General features: G+C 62.2%; 25 protein-coding genes and 6 pseudogenes. 14 read left to right on the forward strand and 17 right to left on the reverse strand.

Annotated elements, in window-relative coordinates:
* Positions 1-230: 230 nt before the first annotated feature.
* The 7 genes and pseudogenes from ACYOEI_RS24040 to ACYOEI_RS24070 all read right to left on the reverse strand — a co-directional run bounded on the left by ACYOEI_RS24040 (position 231) and on the right by ACYOEI_RS24070 (position 5,474).
* On the reverse strand, positions 231-599 hold the full coding sequence (locus tag ACYOEI_RS24040; protein ID WP_462852324.1) for a Rid family hydrolase: 369 nt from the start codon (positions 597-599) through the stop codon (positions 231-233).
* Positions 600-641: 42 nt separating this feature from the next.
* Positions 642-1,028 (reverse strand): annotated as a pseudogene (locus tag ACYOEI_RS24045) (RidA family protein); the annotation flags it as partial.
* Between the two features lie 155 nt (positions 1,029-1,183).
* Positions 1,184-1,930 (reverse strand): SDR family NAD(P)-dependent oxidoreductase, encoded by a 747-nt coding sequence (locus ACYOEI_RS24050; RefSeq protein ID WP_462852173.1) that lies wholly within the window; start codon positions 1,928-1,930, stop codon positions 1,184-1,186.
* 48 nt (positions 1,931-1,978) lie between these two features.
* Positions 1,979-2,779, reverse strand: a complete 801-nt coding sequence (locus ACYOEI_RS24055; protein WP_462852174.1) for a hypothetical protein — start codon at positions 2,777-2,779, stop codon at positions 1,979-1,981.
* Positions 2,780-2,837: 58 nt separating this feature from the next.
* Positions 2,838-3,353: a cupin domain-containing protein gene (locus ACYOEI_RS24060; RefSeq protein ID WP_462852175.1), complete on the reverse strand. Its 516-nt coding sequence runs from the start codon at positions 3,351-3,353 to the stop codon at positions 2,838-2,840.
* Between the two features lie 204 nt (positions 3,354-3,557).
* Positions 3,558-4,304, reverse strand: a complete 747-nt coding sequence (locus tag ACYOEI_RS24065) for an SDR family oxidoreductase (RefSeq protein WP_462852176.1) — start codon at positions 4,302-4,304, stop codon at positions 3,558-3,560.
* Between the two features lie 198 nt (positions 4,305-4,502).
* Entirely contained in the window at positions 4,503-5,474 is a 972-nt protein-coding gene (locus ACYOEI_RS24070) for an SDR family NAD(P)-dependent oxidoreductase (protein WP_462852177.1), read from the reverse strand.
* 83 nt (positions 5,475-5,557) lie between these two features.
* Between ACYOEI_RS24070 and ACYOEI_RS24075 the strand changes: the two genes are divergently transcribed.
* The gene (locus tag ACYOEI_RS24075) at positions 5,558-6,193 is read left to right on the forward strand and encodes a TetR/AcrR family transcriptional regulator (RefSeq protein WP_462852178.1); all 636 of its coding nucleotides are present in this window, start codon (positions 5,558-5,560) and stop codon (positions 6,191-6,193) included.
* A gap of 363 nt (positions 6,194-6,556) precedes the next feature.
* Here the strand turns inward: ACYOEI_RS24075 and ACYOEI_RS24080 are convergent, their stop codons facing one another.
* The gene (locus ACYOEI_RS24080; RefSeq protein ID WP_462852179.1) at positions 6,557-7,186 is read right to left on the reverse strand and encodes a hypothetical protein; all 630 of its coding nucleotides are present in this window, start codon (positions 7,184-7,186) and stop codon (positions 6,557-6,559) included.
* Between the two features lie 535 nt (positions 7,187-7,721).
* A complete protein-coding gene (locus tag ACYOEI_RS24085) occupies positions 7,722-7,970 on the reverse strand; it encodes a protein NO VEIN domain-containing protein (protein WP_462852180.1) in 249 nt (82 codons plus the stop codon).
* 633 nt (positions 7,971-8,603) lie between these two features.
* Between ACYOEI_RS24085 and ACYOEI_RS24090 the strand changes: the two genes are divergently transcribed.
* The 4 genes and pseudogenes from ACYOEI_RS24090 to ACYOEI_RS24105 all read left to right on the forward strand — a co-directional run.
* A complete protein-coding gene (locus tag ACYOEI_RS24090; RefSeq protein ID WP_462852181.1) occupies positions 8,604-9,506 on the forward strand; it encodes a ParA family protein in 903 nt (300 codons plus the stop codon).
* A 26-nt stretch (positions 9,507-9,532) separates the two neighbouring features.
* The gene (locus ACYOEI_RS24095; RefSeq protein WP_462852182.1) at positions 9,533-10,654 is read left to right on the forward strand and encodes an ArsR/SmtB family transcription factor; all 1,122 of its coding nucleotides are present in this window, start codon (positions 9,533-9,535) and stop codon (positions 10,652-10,654) included.
* A 196-nt stretch (positions 10,655-10,850) separates the two neighbouring features.
* Positions 10,851-11,174 (forward strand): annotated as a pseudogene (locus ACYOEI_RS24100) (plasmid pRiA4b ORF-3 family protein); the annotation flags it as partial.
* Between the two features lie 25 nt (positions 11,175-11,199).
* A pseudogene (locus ACYOEI_RS24105) lies at positions 11,200-11,373 on the forward strand (IS1096 element passenger TnpR family protein); the annotation flags it as partial.
* 29 nt (positions 11,374-11,402) lie between these two features.
* On the opposite strand, the gene ACYOEI_RS24110 reads toward ACYOEI_RS24105, so the two are convergent.
* Positions 11,403-12,341: an NAD(P)H-binding protein gene (locus ACYOEI_RS24110; RefSeq protein WP_462852183.1), complete on the reverse strand. Its 939-nt coding sequence runs from the start codon at positions 12,339-12,341 to the stop codon at positions 11,403-11,405.
* Between the two features lie 109 nt (positions 12,342-12,450).
* Between ACYOEI_RS24110 and ACYOEI_RS24115 the strand changes: the two genes are divergently transcribed.
* From ACYOEI_RS24115 to ACYOEI_RS24130, 4 genes are all read left to right on the forward strand, one after another.
* Positions 12,451-13,032 carry a DUF1990 domain-containing protein gene (locus ACYOEI_RS24115; RefSeq protein ID WP_462852184.1) on the forward strand — a complete coding sequence of 194 codons (582 nt, stop codon included), beginning with the start codon at positions 12,451-12,453 and terminating at the stop codon, positions 13,030-13,032.
* A 64-nt stretch (positions 13,033-13,096) separates the two neighbouring features.
* Entirely contained in the window at positions 13,097-13,240 is a 144-nt protein-coding gene (locus ACYOEI_RS24120; RefSeq protein ID WP_462852185.1) for a hypothetical protein, read from the forward strand.
* Between the two features lie 20 nt (positions 13,241-13,260).
* Positions 13,261-13,488, forward strand: a complete 228-nt coding sequence (locus ACYOEI_RS24125; RefSeq protein ID WP_462852186.1) for a hypothetical protein — start codon at positions 13,261-13,263, stop codon at positions 13,486-13,488.
* Between the two features lie 60 nt (positions 13,489-13,548).
* Entirely contained in the window at positions 13,549-14,586 is a 1,038-nt protein-coding gene (locus ACYOEI_RS24130) for a DUF6930 domain-containing protein (RefSeq protein WP_462852187.1), read from the forward strand.
* 272 nt (positions 14,587-14,858) lie between these two features.
* Here the strand turns inward: ACYOEI_RS24130 and ACYOEI_RS24135 are convergent.
* Positions 14,859-15,553 (reverse strand): annotated as a pseudogene (locus ACYOEI_RS24135) (IS1380 family transposase); the annotation flags it as partial.
* 322 nt (positions 15,554-15,875) lie between these two features.
* Here ACYOEI_RS24135 and ACYOEI_RS24140 point away from each other — a divergent pair.
* From ACYOEI_RS24140 to ACYOEI_RS24150, 3 genes are all read left to right on the forward strand, one after another.
* Positions 15,876-16,175, forward strand: a complete 300-nt coding sequence (locus ACYOEI_RS24140) for a hypothetical protein (RefSeq protein WP_462852188.1) — start codon at positions 15,876-15,878, stop codon at positions 16,173-16,175.
* Positions 16,176-16,208: 33 nt separating this feature from the next.
* Positions 16,209-17,021 (forward strand): transposase, encoded by an 813-nt coding sequence (locus tag ACYOEI_RS24145; RefSeq protein ID WP_462852189.1) that lies wholly within the window; start codon positions 16,209-16,211, stop codon positions 17,019-17,021.
* A gap of 161 nt (positions 17,022-17,182) precedes the next feature.
* On the forward strand, positions 17,183-17,365 hold the full coding sequence (locus ACYOEI_RS24150) for a hypothetical protein (RefSeq protein WP_462852190.1): 183 nt from the start codon (positions 17,183-17,185) through the stop codon (positions 17,363-17,365).
* Positions 17,366-18,634: 1,269 nt separating this feature from the next.
* Here the strand turns inward: ACYOEI_RS24150 and ACYOEI_RS24155 are convergent.
* Positions 18,635-18,745, reverse strand: a pseudogene (locus ACYOEI_RS24155) (IS3 family transposase); the annotation flags it as partial.
* Positions 18,746-18,976: 231 nt separating this feature from the next.
* On the opposite strand from ACYOEI_RS24155, the pseudogene ACYOEI_RS24160 reads away from it, so the two are divergent.
* Positions 18,977-19,171: pseudogene (locus ACYOEI_RS24160) on the forward strand (DNA-3-methyladenine glycosylase I); the annotation flags it as partial.
* 12 nt (positions 19,172-19,183) lie between these two features.
* Here the strand turns inward: ACYOEI_RS24160 and ACYOEI_RS24165 are convergent.
* The 3 genes from ACYOEI_RS24165 to ACYOEI_RS24175 form a co-directional block, all read right to left on the reverse strand.
* Entirely contained in the window at positions 19,184-19,576 is a 393-nt protein-coding gene (locus tag ACYOEI_RS24165) for a DUF4437 domain-containing protein (protein WP_462852191.1), read from the reverse strand.
* A gap of 91 nt (positions 19,577-19,667) precedes the next feature.
* A complete protein-coding gene (locus tag ACYOEI_RS24170) occupies positions 19,668-19,994 on the reverse strand; it encodes a CGNR zinc finger domain-containing protein (protein WP_462852192.1) in 327 nt (108 codons plus the stop codon).
* Between the two features lie 457 nt (positions 19,995-20,451).
* Entirely contained in the window at positions 20,452-21,501 is a 1,050-nt protein-coding gene (locus ACYOEI_RS24175) for an alkene reductase (RefSeq protein WP_462852193.1), read from the reverse strand.
* 18 nt (positions 21,502-21,519) lie between these two features.
* Between ACYOEI_RS24175 and ACYOEI_RS24180 the strand changes: the two genes are divergently transcribed.
* Entirely contained in the window at positions 21,520-21,693 is a 174-nt protein-coding gene (locus ACYOEI_RS24180; RefSeq protein ID WP_462852194.1) for a hypothetical protein, read from the forward strand.
* Here the strand turns inward: ACYOEI_RS24180 and ACYOEI_RS24185 are convergent.
* Positions 21,685-22,077 (reverse strand): nuclear transport factor 2 family protein, encoded by a 393-nt coding sequence (locus ACYOEI_RS24185; RefSeq protein WP_462852195.1) that lies wholly within the window; start codon positions 22,075-22,077, stop codon positions 21,685-21,687. The two genes, ACYOEI_RS24180 and ACYOEI_RS24185, sit on opposite strands and share 9 nt — an antisense overlap.
* Positions 22,078-22,133: 56 nt before the next feature.
* Positions 22,134-22,931 carry a type 1 glutamine amidotransferase domain-containing protein gene (locus ACYOEI_RS24190; protein WP_462852196.1) on the reverse strand — a complete coding sequence of 266 codons (798 nt, stop codon included), beginning with the start codon at positions 22,929-22,931 and terminating at the stop codon, positions 22,134-22,136.
* Positions 22,932-23,057 lie beyond the last annotated feature (126 nt).

Here is a 23,057-nt window from a genome sequence, read left to right on the forward strand (position 1 = left end):
GGGGTAATCAGGAAATGCGAGAAGCACACCCGATTTCGCTCGCAGATCAGACCCTCCGATCGACCACACCGAAGCAGCCAAGCCACCTTGTGAACGGCTACGGTCCATTGCTACTCACGCCCCTGATCCGTCGATCTTCGATTGACGGATCGCTAGCAATTTAGCCGACACGCGCTTCCGCCTTTGACACGCCCGCCGGAGTTCGATGGCCGTGACCGGTATTTCCCTCTTCAGGGGAGACGCACCGCCATTTCAATCTCGACCTTGATTTCCGGCGTATAGAGTGCCTGGACGCCAATCGTCGTGATGCTGGGCATCGCGTCCCCGAGCAGTTCGCGTAAAGGGGTAATGGCCTGCTGGAACGTTTCCCGGGTCGCATTCACGACGTAGACGCGCAGCATGACAATGTCATGTGCAGACGCCCCCAGTTCCTTGAGTGCAGCGGCGAGGCTGGCGGTTGCGAGCTTGGCCTGGCCAGCGACGTCTTCGGGCACGTCCTCGCTGCCAGGCGTTGCTGCGATCTGGCCGGACAGGAAGGCGAGGCGGCCTGGTTCCACCACACTGATCTGCGAGAACCCGACCGATGCCATATTCCACATCGTTGGAGGGTTGCTGCGGCTCACCGACGCTGATGTACGAGACGGAATGCGTGCGATTACCTTGATCTCGAAGTCGAAGCCCGCAAGCCAGTTGACCCCAACCGCCGTCCAGCTCGGGTAAGGAGCGCTTTTGAAGACTTCGCCCTTCACGGTCATGATCGTGCCGAGCTGCTCCTCGGGGTCGGTATGAAACGTCGTGACATCGACGATATCATCGAACCCGCACCCTCCGGCGATCAACGCGGCTTCTAGATTGGCGAAGGCTCGGCGAACCTGAGCTTCGAAATCGGGTTCGGGCGAACCATCTGGGCGGGCGCCGACCTGGCCCGACACGAATAGAAGATTCTCCGACCGCACAGCGGCGGAATAGCCGTGGGCCTCGTAGAGAGCATGTCGGTTGGCGGGAAACACGGCTTCACGCGGGGCCATATCTTCGTCCGTTTCTTTTAGGGGCGATCCCGGGTGGCGTCTCAGCCCACCGTGGAATGGCCGTCCGGGTAACCCACGTCGTGTCGGGGACCAAATCAACTCCAGCGGCGCGAGGCGGGGAAGTTCAAAAACATCACGGTACTCTCACCTATCGGCTAGACAGACGTCAGGCCTCCGTCGACGAGCAGGTCGATGCCGGCGACGTAGCTGCTCAGGCCCGAGGCGAGGAACAAGGCTGCGCAGGCGACCTCCTCGGGGCGCCCCAGACGCGCCAGAGGTATCATCGCCGTGATCTGCTTTCTGGCCTCGGCGGCGCCTTCCTTGGACGGGAACTGCGAGTCGAACATCGGCGTGTCGACCGGGCCCGGGCTCAGCACGTTGGTCCTGATCTTCCGTTCCTTGAATTCGTTGGTCCAGGTCCGGGCGAACGACCGGAGCGCCGCCTTGGTGGCGCTGTAGGTGCTGCGGCCCGGAAAGCCTCTGTCCTTCCCGGCGGACGCCACGAGGATGATGGAAGCCCCATCATTCAAGTAGGGCAGCGCCTTTTGAACGGTGAAATAGGTGCCGCTGGCGTTGGTTTTGAAGGTCTTGTCGAAATGCTCAGGTGTCGCAGCTGCGGTCATCGTCTTCTCGACGAAAGCCGCACCCGCAAAAATCACGTCAATCTTGCCCTTCTTCGCAACGATCTCGTAGAGATGGTCGAGATCATCGAGCTTTGAGATGTCGGTCTTTACTCCGGTGACGTTCATGCCGATCTCCGCGACGGCCTGGTCGAGCTCGGCCTGGCGGCGACCGGCGATGAACACAGAGGCGCCCTCTTCAACGAACCTCTTGGCGGTCGCGAGGCCGATGCCGCTGCTGCCCCCCGTGACGACGGCGATCTTGTTTTTCAATAAAGACATTTTGTTTTCTTCCTCGTTGTGATTCGGCTTGTTCCGCGCGTGGACTATTCATGTTCTCTCCACTACGGTGCGCGCCACTTCAAGGGCCGTCGCCCCGACCCTGGCACCGAGTCGGTATGCCGTTTCATTCACCGCCGAGATAATGCCCCGTGTCAGCGTCGACTCGCCATCACCGATACGCGCCGAACTCGCGGCGACCGTAGCGGCGGCAATACCATCCGAATCGAGAAGAGGAAGGCAGGCTACGCCCGCGCGATCGACGCCGAAGCCGGCATCGTTGAAGAAAACAAGGCGAGGCTTGAAGGAACGCGTAAATGGAGCAGCCGTTACGCCGCCATGACTACCGCTTGCCACGACCAAGCCTGCATCTTCTGGAGTAGCAAATGAGATGGAGCCTATGCAGAGGATGCCGTCAACAAAGGCGCGTTCCTCTACCAGTGCTTCCACGTCTGCGTGGGGCCAGGGGGCAGACTTCAATAGCTCCACTGCTTGTGCGACGGTTTGACCGGTCTCTACGCCACACATGGCCGCAAGTTTGTTGACGCGACTGATGATCCCCCGGTGGAGCATGTCTGCGGCGTCGCCGGCCCGGGCGCTGTCCGTCGCTACGGCCGCCATAGCCATGCCATGCTGGTCCGCCCAAGGCAGACCTCTGACCCCCGCCTCATCCCGACCGATGCCGCAGTCATGATGTATGGCAGCGCGAACGCCGGCTTTGGCCGAGAAATACGCCGCGTAAGCCGTGGCATTCGAACCGCCAACAATGACGGCACCGTTTGCTTCTGGAGGAAGCTTTACGACGCCATCAAACACCATCACGGGAACGTTCTCATTTTTCAGTTTAGGCACTTTGTTTCGTTCCCGGTTGGGGGCAGCGTCGGGTGCTTGCTTGATGGCCCCTTGTTCCTCAGGTCGCTTTTCGTTCGGCCCCGAGCGTGACGATGAGAACCACGAAGTGCGAGCCGGAGCGGTTGCGCCACTCGTGAAAGTTGCCGTTCTGCACGATGAAATCGCCAGGTTCGAGGTGGATTTCCTTCAACTGGCCGTCTTCGTCGGGGTAAGCCAGTTCCCCTTCGCCGCTGATCACGACCACGAGATCGATGCTGTCGGTGCGGTGCATCCCCCCGCCCGATTTGCCGGGCGTGATGTTGTGGCCCGTCCCGAGATCGAGCTTGGCCAGAAGCGCTTCAAGATCCGGCGCCTGGTTGCCCGTCTCCGGGGGCAATGATTGGACGTCGACGCGGACGGCGCCTTTCGGACCGAACAAGCCCTTTTGCTTGTACTCGCCGAGCACCTGCTCGGCTGCGAGGGGCAGGTCAGGAAGCTGGTCGAACCCCCAGATATTGGTCGGGAGATCGGCCGAGGTCGTCTCGAGCAGGTCGCTCACCTGCACCACGACGCCCGCCTTGCTTTCGGCGGTCACGATTCTCCGCATCTTCATTTTGCAAGTCTCCCCGGAAAGTTAAGCAGCGACACCGCCTTTGATCGGATGGCGAATCGACGCGCTCCCGATCGCACCGAGATCGGAGTGTCTTCGGCCCGTGAGTCGCAATGGAACAGAGGACCGGCACAAGGATTGTTACGCCGGAACCTCCGTCTGGGTGAAGTGTGCGGAGTGCCCTGCATTTCAGAGTTGCGACCAACCCCCGTCGACCGGAAACTCGACGCCGGTCGTGAAGGTCGCGTCGAACGCGAGGAAGAGGACGGCCTTGGCGACCTCCTCCGGCGTCCCGAAGCGCTTCATCGGATTGGCTTCGCGCATCTGCCCGGTGAGGTGGTCGGCCGTTGCTTTATCGGGAAACGCCTTGCCGATGATCGGCGTCTCGGTGGGGCCGGGCGACACCGCGTTGACGCGAATCCCCCGAGGAAGCAGTTCGGCGGCGAACGTCCGAGCGAATGATCGCAGCGCGGCCTTGGCCCCCCCATATGCGGCGATCAAGGGCATCCCCTTGATGTTTGCGGTCGAGGTCGTGAGGACAACGGCGCCTCCCTGGTTGATCAGCGGCGCGAGCTTCTGTACCGCGAAGAACGGTCCCTTGGCGTTCAGGTTGAACATCTCGTCGAAGGTCGCCTCGGTCGTGTTCTCGAGAGGTGCGAAGAGGCTGAAGCCGGCGTTGACGAAGAGCAGGTCGATGGTGTCGAACTCGGCGTTCACCCGAGAGGCGAGGGCGTCGATGTCCGTCAACGAGCGCGCGTCGCTCGAAACCGCGACGCCGCCCTTCCCAAGCTCTTTCTGCGTCGATTCCAGGCCGGCCTGCGAGCGACCCGTCACGAGGACGCGTGCCCCCCCATCGACGAGCATCTTCGCCGTCGCGAGCCCGATGCCGCTCGTGCCGCCGATGATTACCACCTTTTTGCCTTGGTATCGATCCATGTTTGTTCCTATCCTGAGGTCAGGGTTGCTTTGCTGATTTTGAACTGTTTAGTATCATAAGGGGCGTTGCGCCCGCGGTCAAGGGATTTTTGAACTATCTGTTTTAAAATACCGGAGGACCCCATGGACGAGCATGTAGCTCTGCGATCGCCTGCTGACTCCGGTCGCCGCCACCAGTTCTCGGCGACTGACGCTCCTTCAGGACACCGCCCTTGAGGCTGAGTAAGACAAGTCGACGCCGGAGACCTTGACGACGGCCTGCCACGCGGCTTCCTGGCTGGCGCGGTCGTGGAGGTGAGGGTGGCGCATCGCCTCAATGGGGCCTGTGAATTTCCCTTGAGCCGAGGCGAAGAATTGCCCCGAGACGTCGGTTCCGAACTCCGACGCCTGGAGGTACCGACGGGCCGCGGTCTCCGGCGTCTGATTCATGCCGGGAATGAGGTTCACGATTGGGATAAACAGATACTTCAACGCCGGGCCAGCGTTTCGAACCACCTTGGTGTCGGTCGCCGCACCGGGCGAGACAGCGTACGCGGCCATGCCGGAGGGCAGCCGCCGCGCCAGCGCCGCGACCCACCAAGCGATGATGAGCTTTGCGTCGGCATACGCATTGTTGGGCACGTACTTGACGCTCGGCCCGTTGCGGATCAGGGCTTCCACAGCGGCGGTTCGGTCACCCTGATGGTGTTTGGCCGCGAAGGCGGGCACGTCGGTGTAGCTGAAAAAGGGTACGCCCCCTCGGGCAGGTTCCGCGCCGGCGATAACAATCCGCGCGTTGGGGCTCAGGAGGTTGGCGCTGAGCAACCCGACAGTCAGTTCATGATGGCCGATCAGCGGGCCCTGAGACGCTTCGATGCCCTCCGCGGTGAGCACGCGCTCCTTACCTGGGACCATCCCGGCATTGAGCAGTAGGAAATCGATCGGCCGACCCCGCTTGACCAACTCGGCGAACGCGGACTTGACGCTGGACGGGGTGTCCAGCTCCAGCTCCAGCGGCGTGAAGACCTGCGTCTTGGTCTCGGCCGCGAGTTGAGCGGCCGTTTCCTGGACCCGCGCCAGGCTGCGCCCGGTGACGAGGACCTGGCGGTAGCCCTTGGTGGCGAGCATGCTGGCTGCCGCATAACCGAGCCCGGAGGTCGTGCCGGTAACGAGCGCGATCGAATGTTCCATGCATGCTCTCCTTATGCCTTGAATTTAGAACCGCACGGTAGGATAATGGGAGTGATTGGCATCGTCAAGGAGTTTTGAACCAAATGATTCAAAATAACGCTAGGCCGCGTGGACGACCGCGCGGCTTCGACGAGAAGGAGGCGCTGGAAAAGGCGACTCGGGTGTTCCGGTCGAAGGGTTACGACGGTGTGACGATCGACGACCTCGTCGCCGGGATGGGCGTGGGACGGCCGAGCCTGTATTCCGTCTTCGGGGACAAACGGACTCTATTCTTGCGCGTCCTCCGCGCGTACGCCGAGACGAAGGGCGCTCTCGCCGCGAAGGCACTCCTCACGCCGCAATCCATTCGCGACTCGCTCGCAAGCTTCATGAGATTCGCCGTCGAAAGTGCGACCGAAGAGGGGTGCGTCCCGGGATGTCTCATCGTGTGCGTCGCGCCGCTCGTGAACGACGCCGAGGTTCGGCAGTTCCTCCAGAACGCCGCAGCAGGCGCCGTGGCGCTGGTGGAACGTCGTTTCCGGGAGGGGATCAGCGCGGGAGAAATCCCGTCCGACTTCCCTATCGCCGCACGCGCGAGCCAAGTCATCGACCTTTCCCGCGGTTTGACCGTGCGCGCACAGATGGGCACGCCGCGCGAGACGCTGCTCGGAGATGTCGAGGAAGCGGCCGACTTGTTGCTCCTGCCACGCCTGAAGGCCGTCGGCAAGAAGAAACGATAACTTCTTTTCGACACCGAAAGACTTTTTGAGGATGATCATCCAAACTTACGGTTCGCTCGTATTTGCGGGAAGTTTTGGGAATCCGCGGGCGACCGCTTCATATAAGTCTAGTGGTAGTCCCCAGAGTTCGAGTAGGCGTTTCTGCACATCGGTCAACGGCGAAAGCAGTGAGTATCTCTGCCCGTTGACTTCCACTACGCTCGCGCTGATCGTTTCCATCGCTCCCAGCAGAAACTCCGCGCCGGGACGAGCCGTCTTGCGGCCCGGCTGACCTGCATAGCTCCCTTCCATGCTTCGAACCGTCCACCCGCAGACTCTCGCGCACCACCCACTCCACCAGCGTCAACGCACGCAATGCCAGGCTCAATGGGACTGTTGTACGGCTTGAATGGCCGGGATAGATAACGGATCGTCGGCCGTGTTGCCGGGCACGACGGTCGTGGCCAGGGGCAGGCCCAGGGGATCTAGGATGGCCGCCGCGATCTTGAGTTGGGGGCGATTGGGGTCGTCCTTGCTGTGGCCGAACTGCAAGAGTCCCTGCTCGGAGAGGACCTCGGCGTAGGAGTTGGCCGTCGTGGCATCGATGCGGACCAGGTCGGTGGGGAGTTGGTAGACGCGGACGGTCTGCTGGCTCAGGTCCTGCTCCAAGGCGCGGAAGGCGTCGCCGACGCCGAGTCGAGTGAGCCAATCGGCGAGCCGGTCGTCGTGGGCGTCGGTGGGCCGGACAGGCTTGCCCAGAAGGGCGGAGAGGGTCCCCTGGTGCTGGGCGACCCAGGGTTGGACGTGGTTGAGGCAGTGATCCCCCTGAGAGACGAGAAAGAGGAGCCAGACGGTCAGCACCTCGCCCGGTGTGAGCGGCCCCTTCCAGTGGAGCGGTGTGGGGAAGTGGCGGTCCAGGGTGGCCGGCAGGTCCAGTCGTTGGAAGGTGGCCCAAAGGACAGGGAGGTCGGCCACGGCTTCGACACGCACGATGCGGGGTTCGGTGGTGTTCATCCCGCCAGTCTACCCACCGACCACTTTTGCGTCCGGGATTCTCGAAATCTATCCCTCAGCACGAGCGAACCGCAAGTCGTATTGAGCAGGAAAACGATCAAGAGTTAAAAAAGATTGCAGAGCAAGTTCTGAAACAGAACTATGCACCTAAGCAGTGCAATTATTCAGCAATTGAGAAAGTTGTCGCTGGACGAACTGATTGTTCTCGATTCGTCAGGAACTCACGACTGGCCTCCCGAATTAATCAAGCGGATTCTTGCGCATAAACAAATGCATGGCAAACGGAAGGGAAGCCGAAGTCCAGAGGCTACTCGTACATTCGAGAAATATTTTGGACATACAAGGGAATATTCGCCCGGGGAGCATTGGTCTTGGAATTGCGGATCTGCACCGTGGCGGCAGTAAGCACCGTATGTTTTCACTTTGGTCGATTCTTTGAATTCGGGATTAGCATCAATTTTATAGGGGTGCTTTTTTTAAGAACATCTGGTTTTAGATAGGCTGTGTAGTCTAACGGTCGTATTCAATGGCGATCTCAAGATCCACGGCGAATTTCGAAAGCCTGATATAGGCAGAACCGCTCGAGGAAGGCTTCCATGCACCGCACCTCGTTGGCCGACATGACGAACGAGAAATACTTCCCCAGCCCCGTCGTCTTGACCTCGATCCACCACACCAAGTCGTCGGTCCCCTCAAACGACAGCACGTCGAACCCCCCGCCGTCCCCGCATGTTTCGGCGAACTGCTCGACCCTGGTCGCCAGGTCATCACGCCCGGCTTCCACGAGCCGACGCCGCTCGACCTCGACGGCGAACTGCTCGCCCAGTCGGCCCAGCTAGCCCTAAACCAAGCGTATCGAAAACCCTCTCACGCCCCTCCAACTTGGATTTAAGGGGTTTTGGCAACGGCACTTGCGCGAGCGTGTGCGTTTTCGAGTGAGCGCCTCTTCGATTTCCATAGTTTCGTGGCATGCCTTGTTTTATAGGGCGCAGACCGCTGTCATCCCTATGTCATCGTGTTGGGTACGCTTGTTTTAGGGCTAGCGGTCGAAGGCGTCCCGGCGGGCGTAGCCTACCTTCCGGCCCCGTCGGTAGAGTCACGGCTTCCCGTCACCGTGGGGCATGACCACCCCCTCGGGCGGGTTGTCGAAGCAGCTGCCGACATCGGCTTCGACCATGGACTTTGGCGCGGCGAGGATCTGGGCCGGTCATCGCATTGAGGAGATCACGGATTAGTTCGGCTGAACAAATCGATCGTGAGTTGATTGCGTAAGAGGTGCAGGCTGGATAAAGTGTTTTCTACGAAACCCCGGTCACGCGAAGCGGCCCGGGGTTCCATCGATTCGAAGCCGACGACGGCTCGTCCGACGTTTTCCGCCGAGCAAGGAGGCTATACCCGAAGATGATCGGAGCCTCCGATGTCCATCCTGCTCTTCGTCAACCTCAAGGGCGGCGTGGCGAAGACCACCAACGCCGTTGCCGTCGCCGAATGCCTGGCTGAATCGGGATATCGCACCCTCTTGATCGATGCCGATCACCAGTGCATGTCCGGCGAACTCCTGTTAGGTGAAAGCCGTCTGCTGAACAGCGAACGGAAGAAGTCCACCCTCCACGACATGCTGGCGGCGATGCTCGATGACGAGTTTCGATCGTCCCAATTCCCGCATTACGTGATTTCCAAGGTGTCGGACATCGGGGGAGGGATACCAAAGCTCTCCGCCATCCCTTGCTCGTTCCGAATCGATGACTTCTCGACGAATATGGCGAAGGCACGTCGGGGCCATAAGTCGAACGATCAGTTCCTCGCCTTCTTCCGAAATCGCAGAGAGGTTTTACAGAGATGGCTTCAGGCAAATTATGATTTTACAATTATCGATTGCCCGCCTAGTATCGCCCTCCAGGTCAAAGTATTCCTGATGGTCGCCGACGCCTTTATCGTCCCTTCCATCCCGGACCGGCTCTCTGTCCGGGGTTCGCTATACCTGCACGAGCGTATCCAGTCACAAGGTATCAAGATCAAGGGCATGGGGACACTTTGGTCGCTCTATCGTGACCAGAACAAGATGCACCGCAAGGTCATCGAAGCCACGGCCAAGGGCATCGAGCCTTACTCCCAACTGCCGAGACCGTTCGAGACCGTGATCCCCAATGCCGCAGCCATCGCCGAGGCGACCGAGCCGAACCGTAATCCGAGATCGTTCAATGTCAAGTATACGCCGCCCTTCGCCAAGCTCTACCGCTCGCTCAGCGAGGAGATCGTTCAGCGGAGCCAGTGGCAGCGGGCGGAAGCCAACGGGGCGTTGATTGCATCTGAGGTCTGAAACTGCACGAAGAGCGGAGATTAGCGATGCGGGCAAAGATCGTCCTACTCGATGGGGTCGTCGTCGAGGCCGAGGGGTCCGCCCAGGAAATCGCCGAACTAACAGCTGCACTGAGGCGATCTCATCAGGTTACTTCGCATGACGCTGGCGATCGTGTGGCCCTAAATGACACGAGTGCCACGGACATACCCGAGCTCGAGGAACCTGGCAGAGATCACGGCCTCACCGATATGGAGGACATTGAGCGGACGGAAAAGGAGGAGCTCGTCCTCTGGGGTTTGGAGGCTGACGAGAAGGAAGACGTCGACCCCGAAGAGCCAGAAGACCAAGCGGAAGATACCGATCCGCCGGTCCGAGAGGCAACCGTGGCAGCCAGCCCCTCATTCGATAAGGTCGTTCGGGAGGTTGCCAACCAGTTCCGAATCCTGGCCGACCCGACCCGACTCCAGATCCTCATCCTGCTCGCCGACCAGAGCCACAATGTCGGGGAACTTTGCGAGGTCCTGCTTGGCCAAAGCCAGCCCGCCGTCAGCCACCATCTTGCACTCCTGCGGGTCTCAGGGCTGGTCACGCCCAGTCGGGAAGGACAGTTTAATTTTTATAATTTGACCGACCAGGGCGTCACGCTGACCGAGGCCGTACTTCGGTTCGGAAACCCGGATGGGACCAGGGTGAGCGCCCTGTTCCGCCAGGCCTCGGACCCGACCCGGCTCCAGATCCTTATCATGCTATCTGGCGGAGATAGAAACGTCGGCGAACTCTGCTCCGACCTGGGCGGCATGAGCCAGCCCGCCGTCAGCCACCACCTTGCGCTTCTGCGTCACGGCGGACTGGTAGAGACGAGGCGGGTTGGGAAGTTCAATTATTATTCCCTTAGACAAGAAGGTAGTGAGGTGACCCGGTTAGTGTCCCCTATGAGGGCGGCGATGACTCAGTCTGGAAGCGTCACGGAGGGTGAGACCTCCGATGTCGAGGAGTTCGACCTCTCAGCCATCCCCGACGAAGTGGTGGAAGACGACCCTCCCACCATGGTTGAGGCAAATGATGAAGAAAAGAGTGACCCCGTGGATGCCCCAACGGCTCATTTGCTCTGTCGCAGGGTTCGACTCACCGTCCAGGAACTCCACCGTCGTTTTACGAGCGGCTGAGTGTTGTGCCTGGCCTGTCTCCTCGGAGTTGCGTCCGGAGGTTGTAGCTCGAACCGGCAAGATCACCGACCTGCTGAACCAGGCCGTCGCCGAAGTGGAGCGAGTCGGAGGGCCCAGGCGGGCCACCCCAAAGGCCGGCAGGAATACGGCGAAGAGGGTCACGGCGAAGTCGTAAGCCACGAGGATTGTCTACCAACTGAAGGTCAAGTTCAAGCACATCAGGCCGCCGATCTGGCGGCGGCGGCTGGTCCCCGACTGTTCGCTGGCGAAGCTGCACGAGGTCATTCAGGTGGCGATGAGTTAGGAGAACTACCACCTGTACGAATTCGAGGTCGGCGGCTTGCATTACTCCGATCCCAGCGATATGACCGACCTCGAAATGAAGCACTCCAGGCGGGCGAAGCTCGGCTGGTTCGCCTCGGAGGGGAAGACGAAGCTCCGTTACACCTACGACTTCGGCGACAACTGGCGGCACGAGGTGCTCGTCGAGAAGATCGTGTCGCCGGAGCAGGGGATGGCCCACCCGCTGTGCATCGACGGCAAGCGGGGCCGGCCCACCGGGCGACTTGGGCGGGCCGTGGGGCTACCTGGAGTTCGCAGAGGCGATCCGAGACCCCGAGCACGAGCGGCACGAGGAGTATTTGGAGTGGGAGGGCGAATTCGATCCGGAGGCTCACGACCTCGACGCCATGAACAAGCCGCTCAAGCGGCTGCGGTAGCGGGGGGTCGGTCGCAGAGGAGGTGGGAATCAGGCCGGGGGGGGCACGACCTCCAGCGACCGCCGGATCGCTTCCCCGACGCCCATCGGTTGGATGGGAAACGATTCCAGGGCCGCCCGATCCCGCACGACCGTCGGGTTCTTCAGCCCCTCGATCAGGTGCCGCCCGACCACGAAGCTGGTTGGCGTCACCAGGGCCAGCCAGAGGCCCGACAGCCACGGCGTTAGGACCGGCACCGAGATCAGCCACCGCCGCAGCCCCACCTGCCGTGCGTACTCCCGGATCAGGTCGCCGTAGCTCACCACGTCCGTGCCGCCGACCTCGAAGGTGCGGCTCCCGCCCGGCGGCAGGTCCAGGGCCGCCACGAGGTAGGCCAGCACGTCGTCCACGGCGATCGGCTGGGTGGGCGTCGTCAGCCACCTCGGGCAGAGCATCACCGGCAGCCGGTCGGTCAGCGCCTTCATCATCTGGAAGGAGAGACTGCCGGCCCCGACGACCATCGAGGCCCGGAATTCGACGGTCTCGACGCCGGAGGCCCGGAGGATGTCGCCGACCTCGTGGCGACTGCGGAGGTGGGGCGAGAGGCCGGGGTCGGCGTCGTCGCCCAGGCCGCCGAGGTAGACGAGCCGTCGGACCCCGGCCTCCCTGGCGGCGTCGGCGAAGTTCGACGCCGCCCGGCGGTCCTCCCGCTCGAAGTCCTTCGACCCGGACCCGGACATCAGGTGGACGAGGTAGTAGGCCGTGTGGACGCCCCGCAGGGCCATGTCCAGCGACGGACGGTCCAGCAAGTCCCCCCGCACGACCTCCGTCGTGGGGCCGACACGGGTGCGCATCGCCTCCGGGCTGCGGGCCAGGCACCGCAGCCTGCCGCCCCGCCGTTCGAGCAGCGGGATCAGCCGCCCGCCGACGTAGCCGCTGCCGCCGGTCAGCAGGGTGATCGGGCCGCCCTCGCCCTCCCGGATCGGCATGGTCTGGTGTCCCCCGGGCCCGTGGGCCGCTGGAATCTCTCGTGACGATGCCTATCATAACCTCAGGGCCCGAGCCGTTGATAGGCGACGGCCAACCCAGGGGACGCCGATGATGCCGCTCCGCAGGCCGTCCGACGACACGATCCGGGACTTCCTGGCGGCGCAGGCGCAGTTCGACTTCTCCTACCCAGAGGTCGGGGCGACGGCGACGACGCCCCCTCCGGGTTACCTCGTGGACCACACCCGGATCAGGCTGGGCGAGGGCGAGGCGGCGTTCCGGGCGGCGAGGGCGGCCCTGGGACGCTGGGACCAGTTCCCCCTGGGTTGGGTGGAGGCGTGGCCACCCGAGGCTCCGATCGAGGCGGGCGGTGTCGTGGCGGTCGTGGCCCGGTGCCTGGGCCTGTGGTGGCTCAACGCCTGCCGGATCGCCTACGTCGTGGACGAGGCGGGGCCAGTCACGAGGTTCGGGTTCGCCAACGGGACGCTGCCGGGTCACTCCGGGACGGGCGAGGAGCGGTTCCTGGTCGAGTGGGACAGGGCGGGCGGCGGGGTCTGGTACGACATCCTGGCGTTCTCCCGCCCGCACACCGTCCTGGCCCGGATCGGCTACCCGTACATGCGGCGGGTCCAGCGGCGATTCGGGAGGGAGTCGGCGGCGGCGATGGTGCGGGCCGTGAGGAGCGAGGCGTGACGTTGGATGTAGGTTCCCGACGGGGCCGCATCGGGTTGCTCAGGGACGCATAACGTCCGGGACCATGATGGCCCGACTCGCTCCCCTGGGCGACATCACCGACTGGTCCCTGCTCGTGAGCTACTGGCTCTGCCGGAATGGCATGCTCATCGGCATCGTCTTCTACTCCATGAGCACGACCGGCCCAGCATCCTGGCCGAGTCGATGAGCTTGCTCGGAGCGTGGCGGATGTCGCTCGAAGCCCTCTACCACGAAATGAAGGTGTTGCGTGGCCTCTACACGTCGCACGTCAGGTCCGGTGAGATCGACGAGGAGAGTTGCACTTGCGAATTCTGGAGGCACTCGATGTTCCACGATTTCGAGGCGAAGAAGCAGGCGGTGATCGACCGACTCAACTCCGTCCTGACAGAGGCCAACTTGCCGGCGATCCGGGGCGTACGGGGCCGGGGGGAATGAGGCCCGTTTGCTCTGATCCGGCGGCCTCGATCGAACCTCCCCGATTCGGAGTCACGAACCATGACGCAAGTCCCCGACCGACTAATCCTGGGGAAGACCTCGCACTTCGTGAAGAGCCGCCTGAGTCGCCTCCCGAGGACCGACGAGGTCTGGGAGGCCGACATCCAGCCGATCTCGGTCCAGGGCTGGAATGCTCGGCGTCATGGCGAACTCTGGCTTGGCATGGTGTTGACCCGGCTTGAGGACTTCCACCTCGCCCTCCTGGCACACGAAGAAGCACCGACGATCAACGATCTCGCCAATCTGTTGGCGAAAGCGATGGAGCGTCCCTGGACGATGGGGGCACGGCGACCCGCCCGTCTGATCCTGCGGAACAACCCGCAGTGGCAAGAATTGATCCCACACCTCGGGCAACTCAAGATCGAGGTCGAGACGCAGGGGGAGCTTCCCCTCTGGGATGATGCCGCCGCCGATTATGTCAGGAAGTTGAAGTCGAGCCGGATCGGGCAGGAGGTGCCAATCATCACGACTCCCCAGCAATTCGACGAGGCTTTCCCGGCGGTGGTCAACTGGGTCAAGACCCACGGCCGCATCGAGATCGGAGTCGAAGCAGGGCAAGGCTTCGTGGTCCGTGTCATGGACGAGGAAGGGGTCGTGTTTGAAGGCAAGACCGGCAAAACTGTGGGCGAAGCGTTGACCACCTTGCAAGAGTGGATTGCCCAGGCGAAGTGGCCCGTCCAGCGGGCGAAGAACACAAAGGCTGCTGCACGACGCCAACCATCTCGGGGCCGAGGTGGAGAAGCGACGGGGGCAATGGCCCGAGGCATCCATACAGTGAGCGTGCCATTCTCAGCCGCCGAACGTCGTCTGATCCTCAAAACGGCGAAACTTGACGACGAGATCGCCGAGCGGTTGGACGGGATCGATCCACGGGAGGAGGTCGTGGATCTCACGACTGCCGAGTTGGTACGGCTGGCCATCGCCACCGCTGGAGATCCGACTAGACTGAACGCCGAGGCCGATCGCAATATGTGGATTCGGCTGTCAGATCGGTTTCACGAGGCCGTGGGCGGCCTGCTGAGATCCGATCTCCCCTAACGGACACGGCGGATTCGGAAGCGAGAGCTTGCTCATGACATATGGACGCCGAGATATCCGCCACTAGGCCTTAAACAAGCGAACCGATCGTGCGTTTGCCAGCTCGCTCGCCCGGTAATCATGAGCGGACGCCGATCCTATCGCCCGACTTCGAGCGATCGAGCCACAGGCGATCGAGTCTGCATCACTTCACACCGCTTGACTGCTCGATCGCTCTCGGCGCCGCGGGTTGATCGGAGCATCCGGACTCCGACTTCAAGTGGAGGCTCGATTCAACATCGCAACACACCGACAAGTCGGAAGAAAATCCGTTGATACGGATTCCATGACAACATCCGATAGACCAGCCGTCGGCCCGTCCGCACCAACTGGCAGGGAAGGCGTACGAATGCCTGCACGAACGACTCGAACTCAAGGCCTAGCACCCACTCCTTCTCCTCACGGTACGACTCCCGATGGCGACCGGGGCCTTCCGGCGGCCGCAGCCCCCACCACACCTTCAAAACCCACGCCAACGCCGTCATCACCATGTACGCCCAGATGCTCGACAGGTCGCCCAGCGGCGCCCGCAAGACGCGACACCCGCCGTGCAACTGGACCAGCAGGTTCTCCTGGTCGCAACGGTCATTCGCCGCGAACACCACCTCGGCCTTCGTGCTCTCCCGGTCATTGGTGATGTAGTAGAAATACCGGACCTCGTCCTGCAACCGAGCCTCACCCTTCTCCTTCGAGATGTTCTTGCGCACCACCACCAACCGATAGTCCTGCTCGCACGTCGTCGGCCGATGGTCGAATTCCGCCACATCCTCCGACACCAATCGCAACGTGGTGAACTCTCGGCGTCGAACGATTGCATCCTTGGCGTTCGCCGGCCGCTCGTCGGCTCCGGCCGCGCGGGGCGTTCCAGGACCTCCCAGACCTCCGCAGGTAGTTCCTCGGCCCGAGCCTTGAGGTTCGGCGTGGCGTCCAATGTCGATGACGATTGATGCCAGGTTTCGCTCGTAAACTCAACCTGACGGGTGCTTTGCCGCCATCCGGCGCCCTCGCGTTTGGGATGAAAACATCGCCTTCGTCCGGCAAGATGGGTGTGGCTACCAACCAACACTCACCCGGCTTAGGAACGACGGCGATGAAGGCAGCCCGAAAGCTGCGCACCTTGCAACGACCTCAATCGTTGATCGGCAACCTCCGGCAAGTTTCTTACCCCCTCGGTCTGGAAGCAAGCCTGAGGGGCCAACGCCCGGCGCCGGTCCCTGCCGCGCTGGGACCTCCAACCGCTCGTCCTGATCATGATGACCATGACCTGGGCCGCCGACGATTCCCAGGGCGAACGATTCGAGACCGCTCGCGGGTTCTACGTCACCTGTTACCGGGCGCGCAAGCGGCCGGGCGCGACCATCAAAGGATTCCAGAAGGCCTTTCGTCGGATCCCGATGCGTCAGTTGGGGGCGTTGGCCGAGGGGGTCCGACAGGAGCTCCGCAACCGCTACGCCTCGCGCCTCACCGTCGAGGGCTTCGAGCCGATGGGCTGCGACGGCTCCCGGCTCGAGTGCCCTCGGACCACCGAACTCGAGGCGCGGCTCGGCTAGGCGGGCAAGACCGATGGGGCCCCGACCCTCTGGGTGACCGCGTTCGTGCACCTCTCGACCGGGCTGTTGTGGTCCTGGGAAATCGGCCCGGGCACCGCGGCCGAGCAGGTGCACCTGCGAGGATTGCTGGCGACGCTCTCGCCACGGGCGTTGATCATTTGCGATGCCGCTTACATGGGCTACGACCTCGTGCGAGCGATCCTCCAGACCGACCGCTCGTTCCTGTTCCGGATGTCATCTCGCGTCTCGCTGTATACGCTCGAGGAGGCGGAGATGCGGACATGGAGCGAAGGGCCGGTCCTGTACTGGCCCAAGTGCATGCAGGAGGCGGGGAAGCCGGCGATCAAGTGCCGCGTGCTCCGGATCAAGGCCAAGGGGAGTGCGAAGCGAAATGTCTGGCTCTTGACCGATATCCTCGACCCGGCCCGGTTGTCGTTGGAGACGGCCGCCCGATTCTACCGATGGCGTTGGCGAAATGAGGGGGTGTTCCGGATTTACAAGCGTACGATTAATAAAGTGAAATTGTCAAGCCGTACGGTGAGGCTGGTCCGTCGCGAGGCCGAGCTCTCGTTATTGGCGACGCAGGTGCTCTTGGCCCATGCCGATCTGGCATTGAGGGGAGAGGGTGCCAGGAAGGTGGAAGGGCCGGCGATCAGCCCCCGGAGGGTGCTGATCGAGATCCGCAAGGAACTCGAAGGGCGGGCCAAAGGGAGAAATCAGGGCTACGGCAAGCGTCTGGAGGGATGCGTTGCCGAAGGTCGAGAGCAGAAGAGTGCCAAGGCCTGTCGGGAGTGGCCCGTCGGAAGCCACACAAGCCTCCGAAGCCCCCGAAACTGCACACCCTGAACAGGCAACAAAAGCGATTCCGGCCAAGGATTTAGGTGCCGTGCCGCAATGAAACTGGTCACCGAAGTTGGGTGGCCCCCGGGGGCACGATCAGCGTCGACTCGGGCGTGCTGAATCCCGGACTCCACCCGATCGGGTCCTGAGCCGCGGAGACGTTGCGAGTGCGCATCGACGCAACCATCGCCCACGAATACGAGGAGGCTCGGGGCGGGACGCACGACTTCGCCGTGGAGCACGCGCCGGAGCCCGACCTGCCGGTCGGCGGCCGGGTCAGGAAGCTGCTGAGGGCGATCCGCCTCTCCGAGCGAGGATTTCCAGGCGGTCCCTCCAGCCGGATTCGGTGAAGCGGAACATCGCCTCCGGCCCGTGCCGGAAGCCCGACACCGGATACATGACCCCGGCTTCGGCCAGCTCCCGCTAGAGCGGCCTCGTGTCGGGCGTGACCTCGACATGGTCGTCCGTGAGGACGAGGCGGCGGAGCAACGCCGAGGCGGATTCAGATAGAGAGATCATCTCGGGCATAGGTTCCCCTCCGTGAAGTCCTCGACGGCCCGGATTCTATCGCGGGCCGGCCGCCCCTGGAACCCGTCCCAAGCGGTAAGAATCCGTGCAAATCGGCGGACAATTTTCCGGATAGCGTGTCATAGGCAGGGGACAAATAAAAATAGGACGACCTTTCGGTCGTCCTACCTTATTGTCCCGCAAGGACTTCTGTCAATCGGGGCGGCGGGATTTGAACCCACGACCTCTAGACCCCCAGTCTGACTTTGCCGCAATGGATTCGTATTTGTTTTGTATTGGATTTAAGTGCAACACTTTGATTTTAAGAGAGTTATGGAAATTCCTCGTGGGGATTGGATGTGGGCTGCATGGTCTGTCCATGTGCCATTTTGTTGTGGAATTGTTGTGGAATTCGGGCGGCCGGACACCTGGGTTGCGAAGAGGCATGTCACCCAGATGGTTTCAGGATTGCATGAATGTGTGCATACTTGGTCGAAATGATATCTGGGAAGTATCAAGCCGTGGGTGGTTGGGATCATCGGGACATGCGAGAATAGCACCCGATTTCGCTCGTAGATCAAAGCCACCGTAGACCAGACAGAAGCAGGTTACGGCATCTCGAAGCATGTGATCGAAGTTGGCATTCTGAATACGGTAACGCTAGGTGCCGACTGGGTGGGTAGTCGATCGGTACCTACGCCGCGAGTGGCGGGAATTGTACCCGAAGTCCGGCGTCCTCAAGTTCTTTTAACGACAATGATTTACGGATTTCATCTCGCTTGCTGGCAACGCCTCAGCAGCACGCCCCGGCCACCGAATTACACGATTTGACAGCGGCTGACCCTATCTCGAATGCCTTTGTGCGGCTTGGGCTTCGCTCCCCCAGGACTTCGTCCTTGCCATCCTCGCCCTCGTTGATTCGGGCGGCGTAGTGGAGGCGGGGGGATAGGAGCGGGAGGCCGGCATTCGATTCGAGTTGACATGGCATAGCTCCATCGGACTGATGGAGGCTTCGAGCAATCCATCGGCTCAGGCGGAGAAGGGCGACAGCTTCAATTATCCCAGGGTCGCCCGGACACGGAAGAGGCGCGTCTGCAGGGGCAGTCTGCTGCCGTCCTTTCGCTGACGCCCAGCTTGCGGTAGAAGTTCTCCACGGGCGTGCCGGCCTCGGCCCGCTGAAGCGAGAAGGCAAACTGTTCCTCGGTGTAGCGCGACTTCTTCATGGCCTTGGTGCTCTTCGACCAAGAGCGAGATCGTATCCAAGGACGCATGGCTTATGGGCCAGGAAATCGGTAGCGGGCCAAGCAGCTGGGGCACCAACATAGCGAGTGGGAGCACGGCCGGGGGCAGGTCATCTTCTGGCGACGCATAAGAAATTCTGGGTATTTAATGACTATACATATAAGCTCCGGGATGAAATACTGGTGCAGAACGCATAGCAGACGCACCAGGAGTTCCCCGCTCGTACCGCGCTGTCCGATGCGGTCAGCAAGGACTTGAAGGAGCGGGGTTTCGACTTCGTCGGGGCGACGATCTGCTATACCTTGATGCAGGCGACGGGGATCGTCAACGACCACCTCACCGGATACCTCAGGCACCGGAACTCGAAGCGTGAATTGCCAGGATCCGCCGGAAATCTCCTCGATTGAGGCCCAGAGCGGTCATTTCGCGTCGACGAAATGCACGTCGAAGCCTTGCGGCCAGAAGATGTTCAGGATGCAGTCCTCGGGGCCGACGCAGGCGTCTTGGTGCACCACATCTCCTCGTTGAAACCACATCGCGCCGGGCGTCAGGATCTCGTATTCGTTCTCCGACTCGAGATAGTGCCGAAATCGACCGGACACCACGACGGCGTAGTAATCACCCGAATGGATGTGCGGCGGCGCTTTGACTCCTGCGGAATACTTCATCAGGAAATTCGTGGGACCCTTCTTCTCGAGGTCGCCATAGATGAGCGACACGAAGATCCCCTTGCCGTTCTCGTCGAGCGGCCCGACGGCCTGCCACTTCAGGTCTTCGGGATAGGTGACGATCGTCCCAGGCTGTGCAGTCATGCTAACTCCTATTCGCTTGAGGTTCGACCGATCAGGTAGACGGCGGCCGATGAAACAGAACGGTCTGTTTCCTGTGTCGGCAATTCTGCCGTCAAATTTGCCAAAAGATCAATAGGCGGATTCGATATGCTGGCCTTTCACGCCGCCAACGCCGATGCGAGTCAAAATGTCGAGTCGCCAGGAGGACGCTCGCCGGCCGCCATTTGGGACCGCCGCCTCGCGAGGCGCGAGCCCGACGTGCCGCGGCCATTGCCCGATTGCGGCACTGGCCCATCCTGCACCACTGCCTGACGGGCGCTTTGATCTCGTCGAGGAAGGCCAGCGATCTCGGCGATAGGCTCCAGGAAATGTTCGCTCGTAGTCCACCGCCCCACGTCGACGAGGCCGTGGGGCCGACGGTCGGACTTCGACGTTTCATCGACTTGGCCGCTAGATTCGACGCGAAGATGCTTGTCTCCTCTGAGGAGAAGCTCGTTCAGGAGGGCCAACCCGGGGCAAACGTCGGCGGTGAGCCCTCGGCCGGTATGAGGTCGGGCGGGTTCCTGCGGCCACTCGCGGAGGTCCCTGGCCCTCACGCGGCTGCATAGAGAGGTAGCCCGTTGCCTGCGCCTTCACGAAAGCGAGACGCGATTGCACCGCTGATCGCTCGAGCCAATCTTGGGACGCTCTCCCATCGTGGACCCAATCCGCCTTGACGCCTTTGGACGTCGTCCATCCGTTGAGAAAGTCGTCGGCGAGGTAATGACCGATGAAGGGCGGGATAGCCATGGCTCGTTGGATCGGGATCCCCTGGGGTAACCTCGGGCGAGTCGCGTCACGAGTGTCGGTTGCCAGAAGCAACCGAAAGTCAGACGCGACCGAAGTCGTCGTCGCGCTCATTTCGCTGAGTCCGAGCCGGCCGGGGGATAGTCCGTATAGCCTCGCGCGTCATGTGTGTAGAAGGTGCTCCGATCGTACGGAGTGAGCGGGATTCCCGCCCGGATCCGCTTGGGCAAGTCTGGGTTCGAGATAAAATGGCGGCCGAACGCGACCAAGCTAGCGTCGCCGTTCGCGACGGCGGCTCGAGCCGTCTCGGGGCGGAAGCCGCCCGCGGCGATCACCGGCCCGCTGAATACCTTACTCAACTCCCGGGCCGCAAGCGGCTCCTGGCGTTCGGCAATCGTCTCGTGGCCTTTGACTCGCGGCTCGATGATGTGGAGATAGGCGAGGCCGAAGTCGTTCAGCCGTTCTGTGATGGAACGGAACAGCACGCGAGGGTTGCTGTCCGTCATGCCGTTGAACGTTCCGCTCGGCGAGAGGCGTACGCCGACCCGGTGTGATCCCCAGACGGGGATGACCGCATTCAACACATCGAAGAGAATTCGCGACCGGTTCTCGACCGAGCCGCCATAGTGATCGGTTCGCTTGTTGCTGCTGTCCTGGAGGAACTGGTCGAGCAATTGGCCGTTGTCGGACATCACCTCGACGCCGTCGAAGCCCGCACGTTTCGCGTTGACGGCGGCGGCGCGGAACTCCTCGACGATGCCCGGTATCTCGACAGTCTCCAAGGCCCTGTGGGGGGAGGGGTGCACGAAGCCGTCGTCTGCCACGGCCACGTAGACCTCCGGGTCTTCGCAATATGCAGGAACAACGGAAGGTGCGAGCGGCTGCTCACCGATCAAGGAGATGTGCGACGTGCGGCCGGCGTGAAAGATTTGGGAGAACATGTATCCTCCCTTGGCATGGACCGCGTCCGTGATGCGCTTCCAGCCTGCCACCTGCTCGTCGTTGTAGATGGCCGGCATCCCCCAGGATCCGCGTGCGTTCGGCGCAATCGCGGTGGCCTCGGTGATCAGCAAACCTCCGGCGGAGGCCCGCTGGCTGTAGTACTCGAGCATCAGGTCGCTCGGCACGCTGCTCGGCCAATGACCCCTCAGACGACTCATGGCTGGGAGCACGATGCGATGAGCAAGCTCGATCGCTCCGAGCCGGATTGTGATAAAGAGTGGATGCGAGTTATCCATGATTTGAGTCACAGGATTGCCTGGTTTCCTGTTTCGAAAGCGGCCGGACTATCGTGGTCGGCCACGCCTGGATTCGAGAAGATCGCGATGGCGACGCGCCATCCCTCAGCCTGACCGGGAAATGGACTGCATCACCGGAGCAGGGTCCCAATAAGCGTCGAGCGAGGTGACCCGCCCCTCGCTGTCGATGGCGAAGACGTCGATCCCCCGGAACGAAACGTCCTTGCCGTTCTTGCCTCGGCCCGACCCCTTCCATCGGACGGCCGCCCCACCGGGTACGCAGAAGACTTCCTCCTCGGTCAGGCCGAACGTCTCAAACTGCCGCATGACGCCCAGCAGGAAATCCCGCAGCCCGTCGTGCCCCCGGAGGGGCGGCGTCCCGACCGGGTCGCGGGCCGTGGCGTCGGCGGCGAAGAGTCCTACCCAGGCGTCCACGTCGTTTGCCCGCAGTGCGGCGTAGAACCGGGCGACCACCGAGGCGACTTGTTCCTGATCCATCCCGAGGCCCCTTTGCCGAATGGAAGAATGAGGCATGAGATTCACCGCCTGCGACCTCACCGGACGGCCGCTCGGTCGAGCGCCTGGATGAATCTGGAGGCCAGCGCGTGGTCCGACATCGGGTTCTGGCCGGTCACGAGCTCGCGATCCTCGATCACATGCGGCGTGAAATTCGCCCCGGCGGTGACGACCTCTCCTCCCGCCGTCTCGAGCGCGTCGGGCATGTTGAAGCGGAGCTTCTTGCGGAAGACGTTCTCCTCGGCGAATGCCTCCTCGCTGCGCGAGAAGACGGTCATACGGTAGCCGGCGTACGGCCATCCCTCGGCCAGGTTGGAGGCCTTCTCGAAGTCGCCGTCGAGCAGAGCCGACCGGAAATCCCGGGCATTCTCGAGCGTGCCCAGGATCGCCATGGGGCCGTGGCAGAGCGCGGCGGTCGGCTTGTTGTGGTGATGGAAGTGACGCAGTAACTCGCCCACTTCGGGGTCCTGCATGAGATCGACCACCGGCGCGTGACCGCCGGGGAAGAACACACCGGCGAAGCGACCCAGGCCTTCGTCGATGACCGAGCGCAGGGTACGGACATCGTTCATCGCGGGATGGTCGACGAAGAAGTCCTTGGCGCGCTTGTGGGCCGCCTCGTCGCCGCCGAAATACAACGGAACATCGGAATCCTTGTCGACATGCGGCTTCTCGCCGGTGGGGGTGGCCAGCAGGAAATCATAGCCCGCTTCGAGCAGCGCCAGGATGGGAATAGCGGTTTCGTTCAGGAACTGGCCGACCGTGATCGTGCCGCCACCCAGCGCTTCGAGCTGAGTGGAGTTGGAACCGACGACGAGAATAAGACTTTTGCCCATGAGAACCTCCTGTGATCAAGCGTGAGTTGTTCGCGCTTCCTTGCTAGTGGCGCGGGACTGACGTGGGGCGGCAGCATCGCGGCGCCGCCCCTCGGTTGTCGCCACGTCGCCGGGTCCGGTCCCGGC

It is taken from the genome of Singulisphaera rosea (assembly GCF_054877945.1).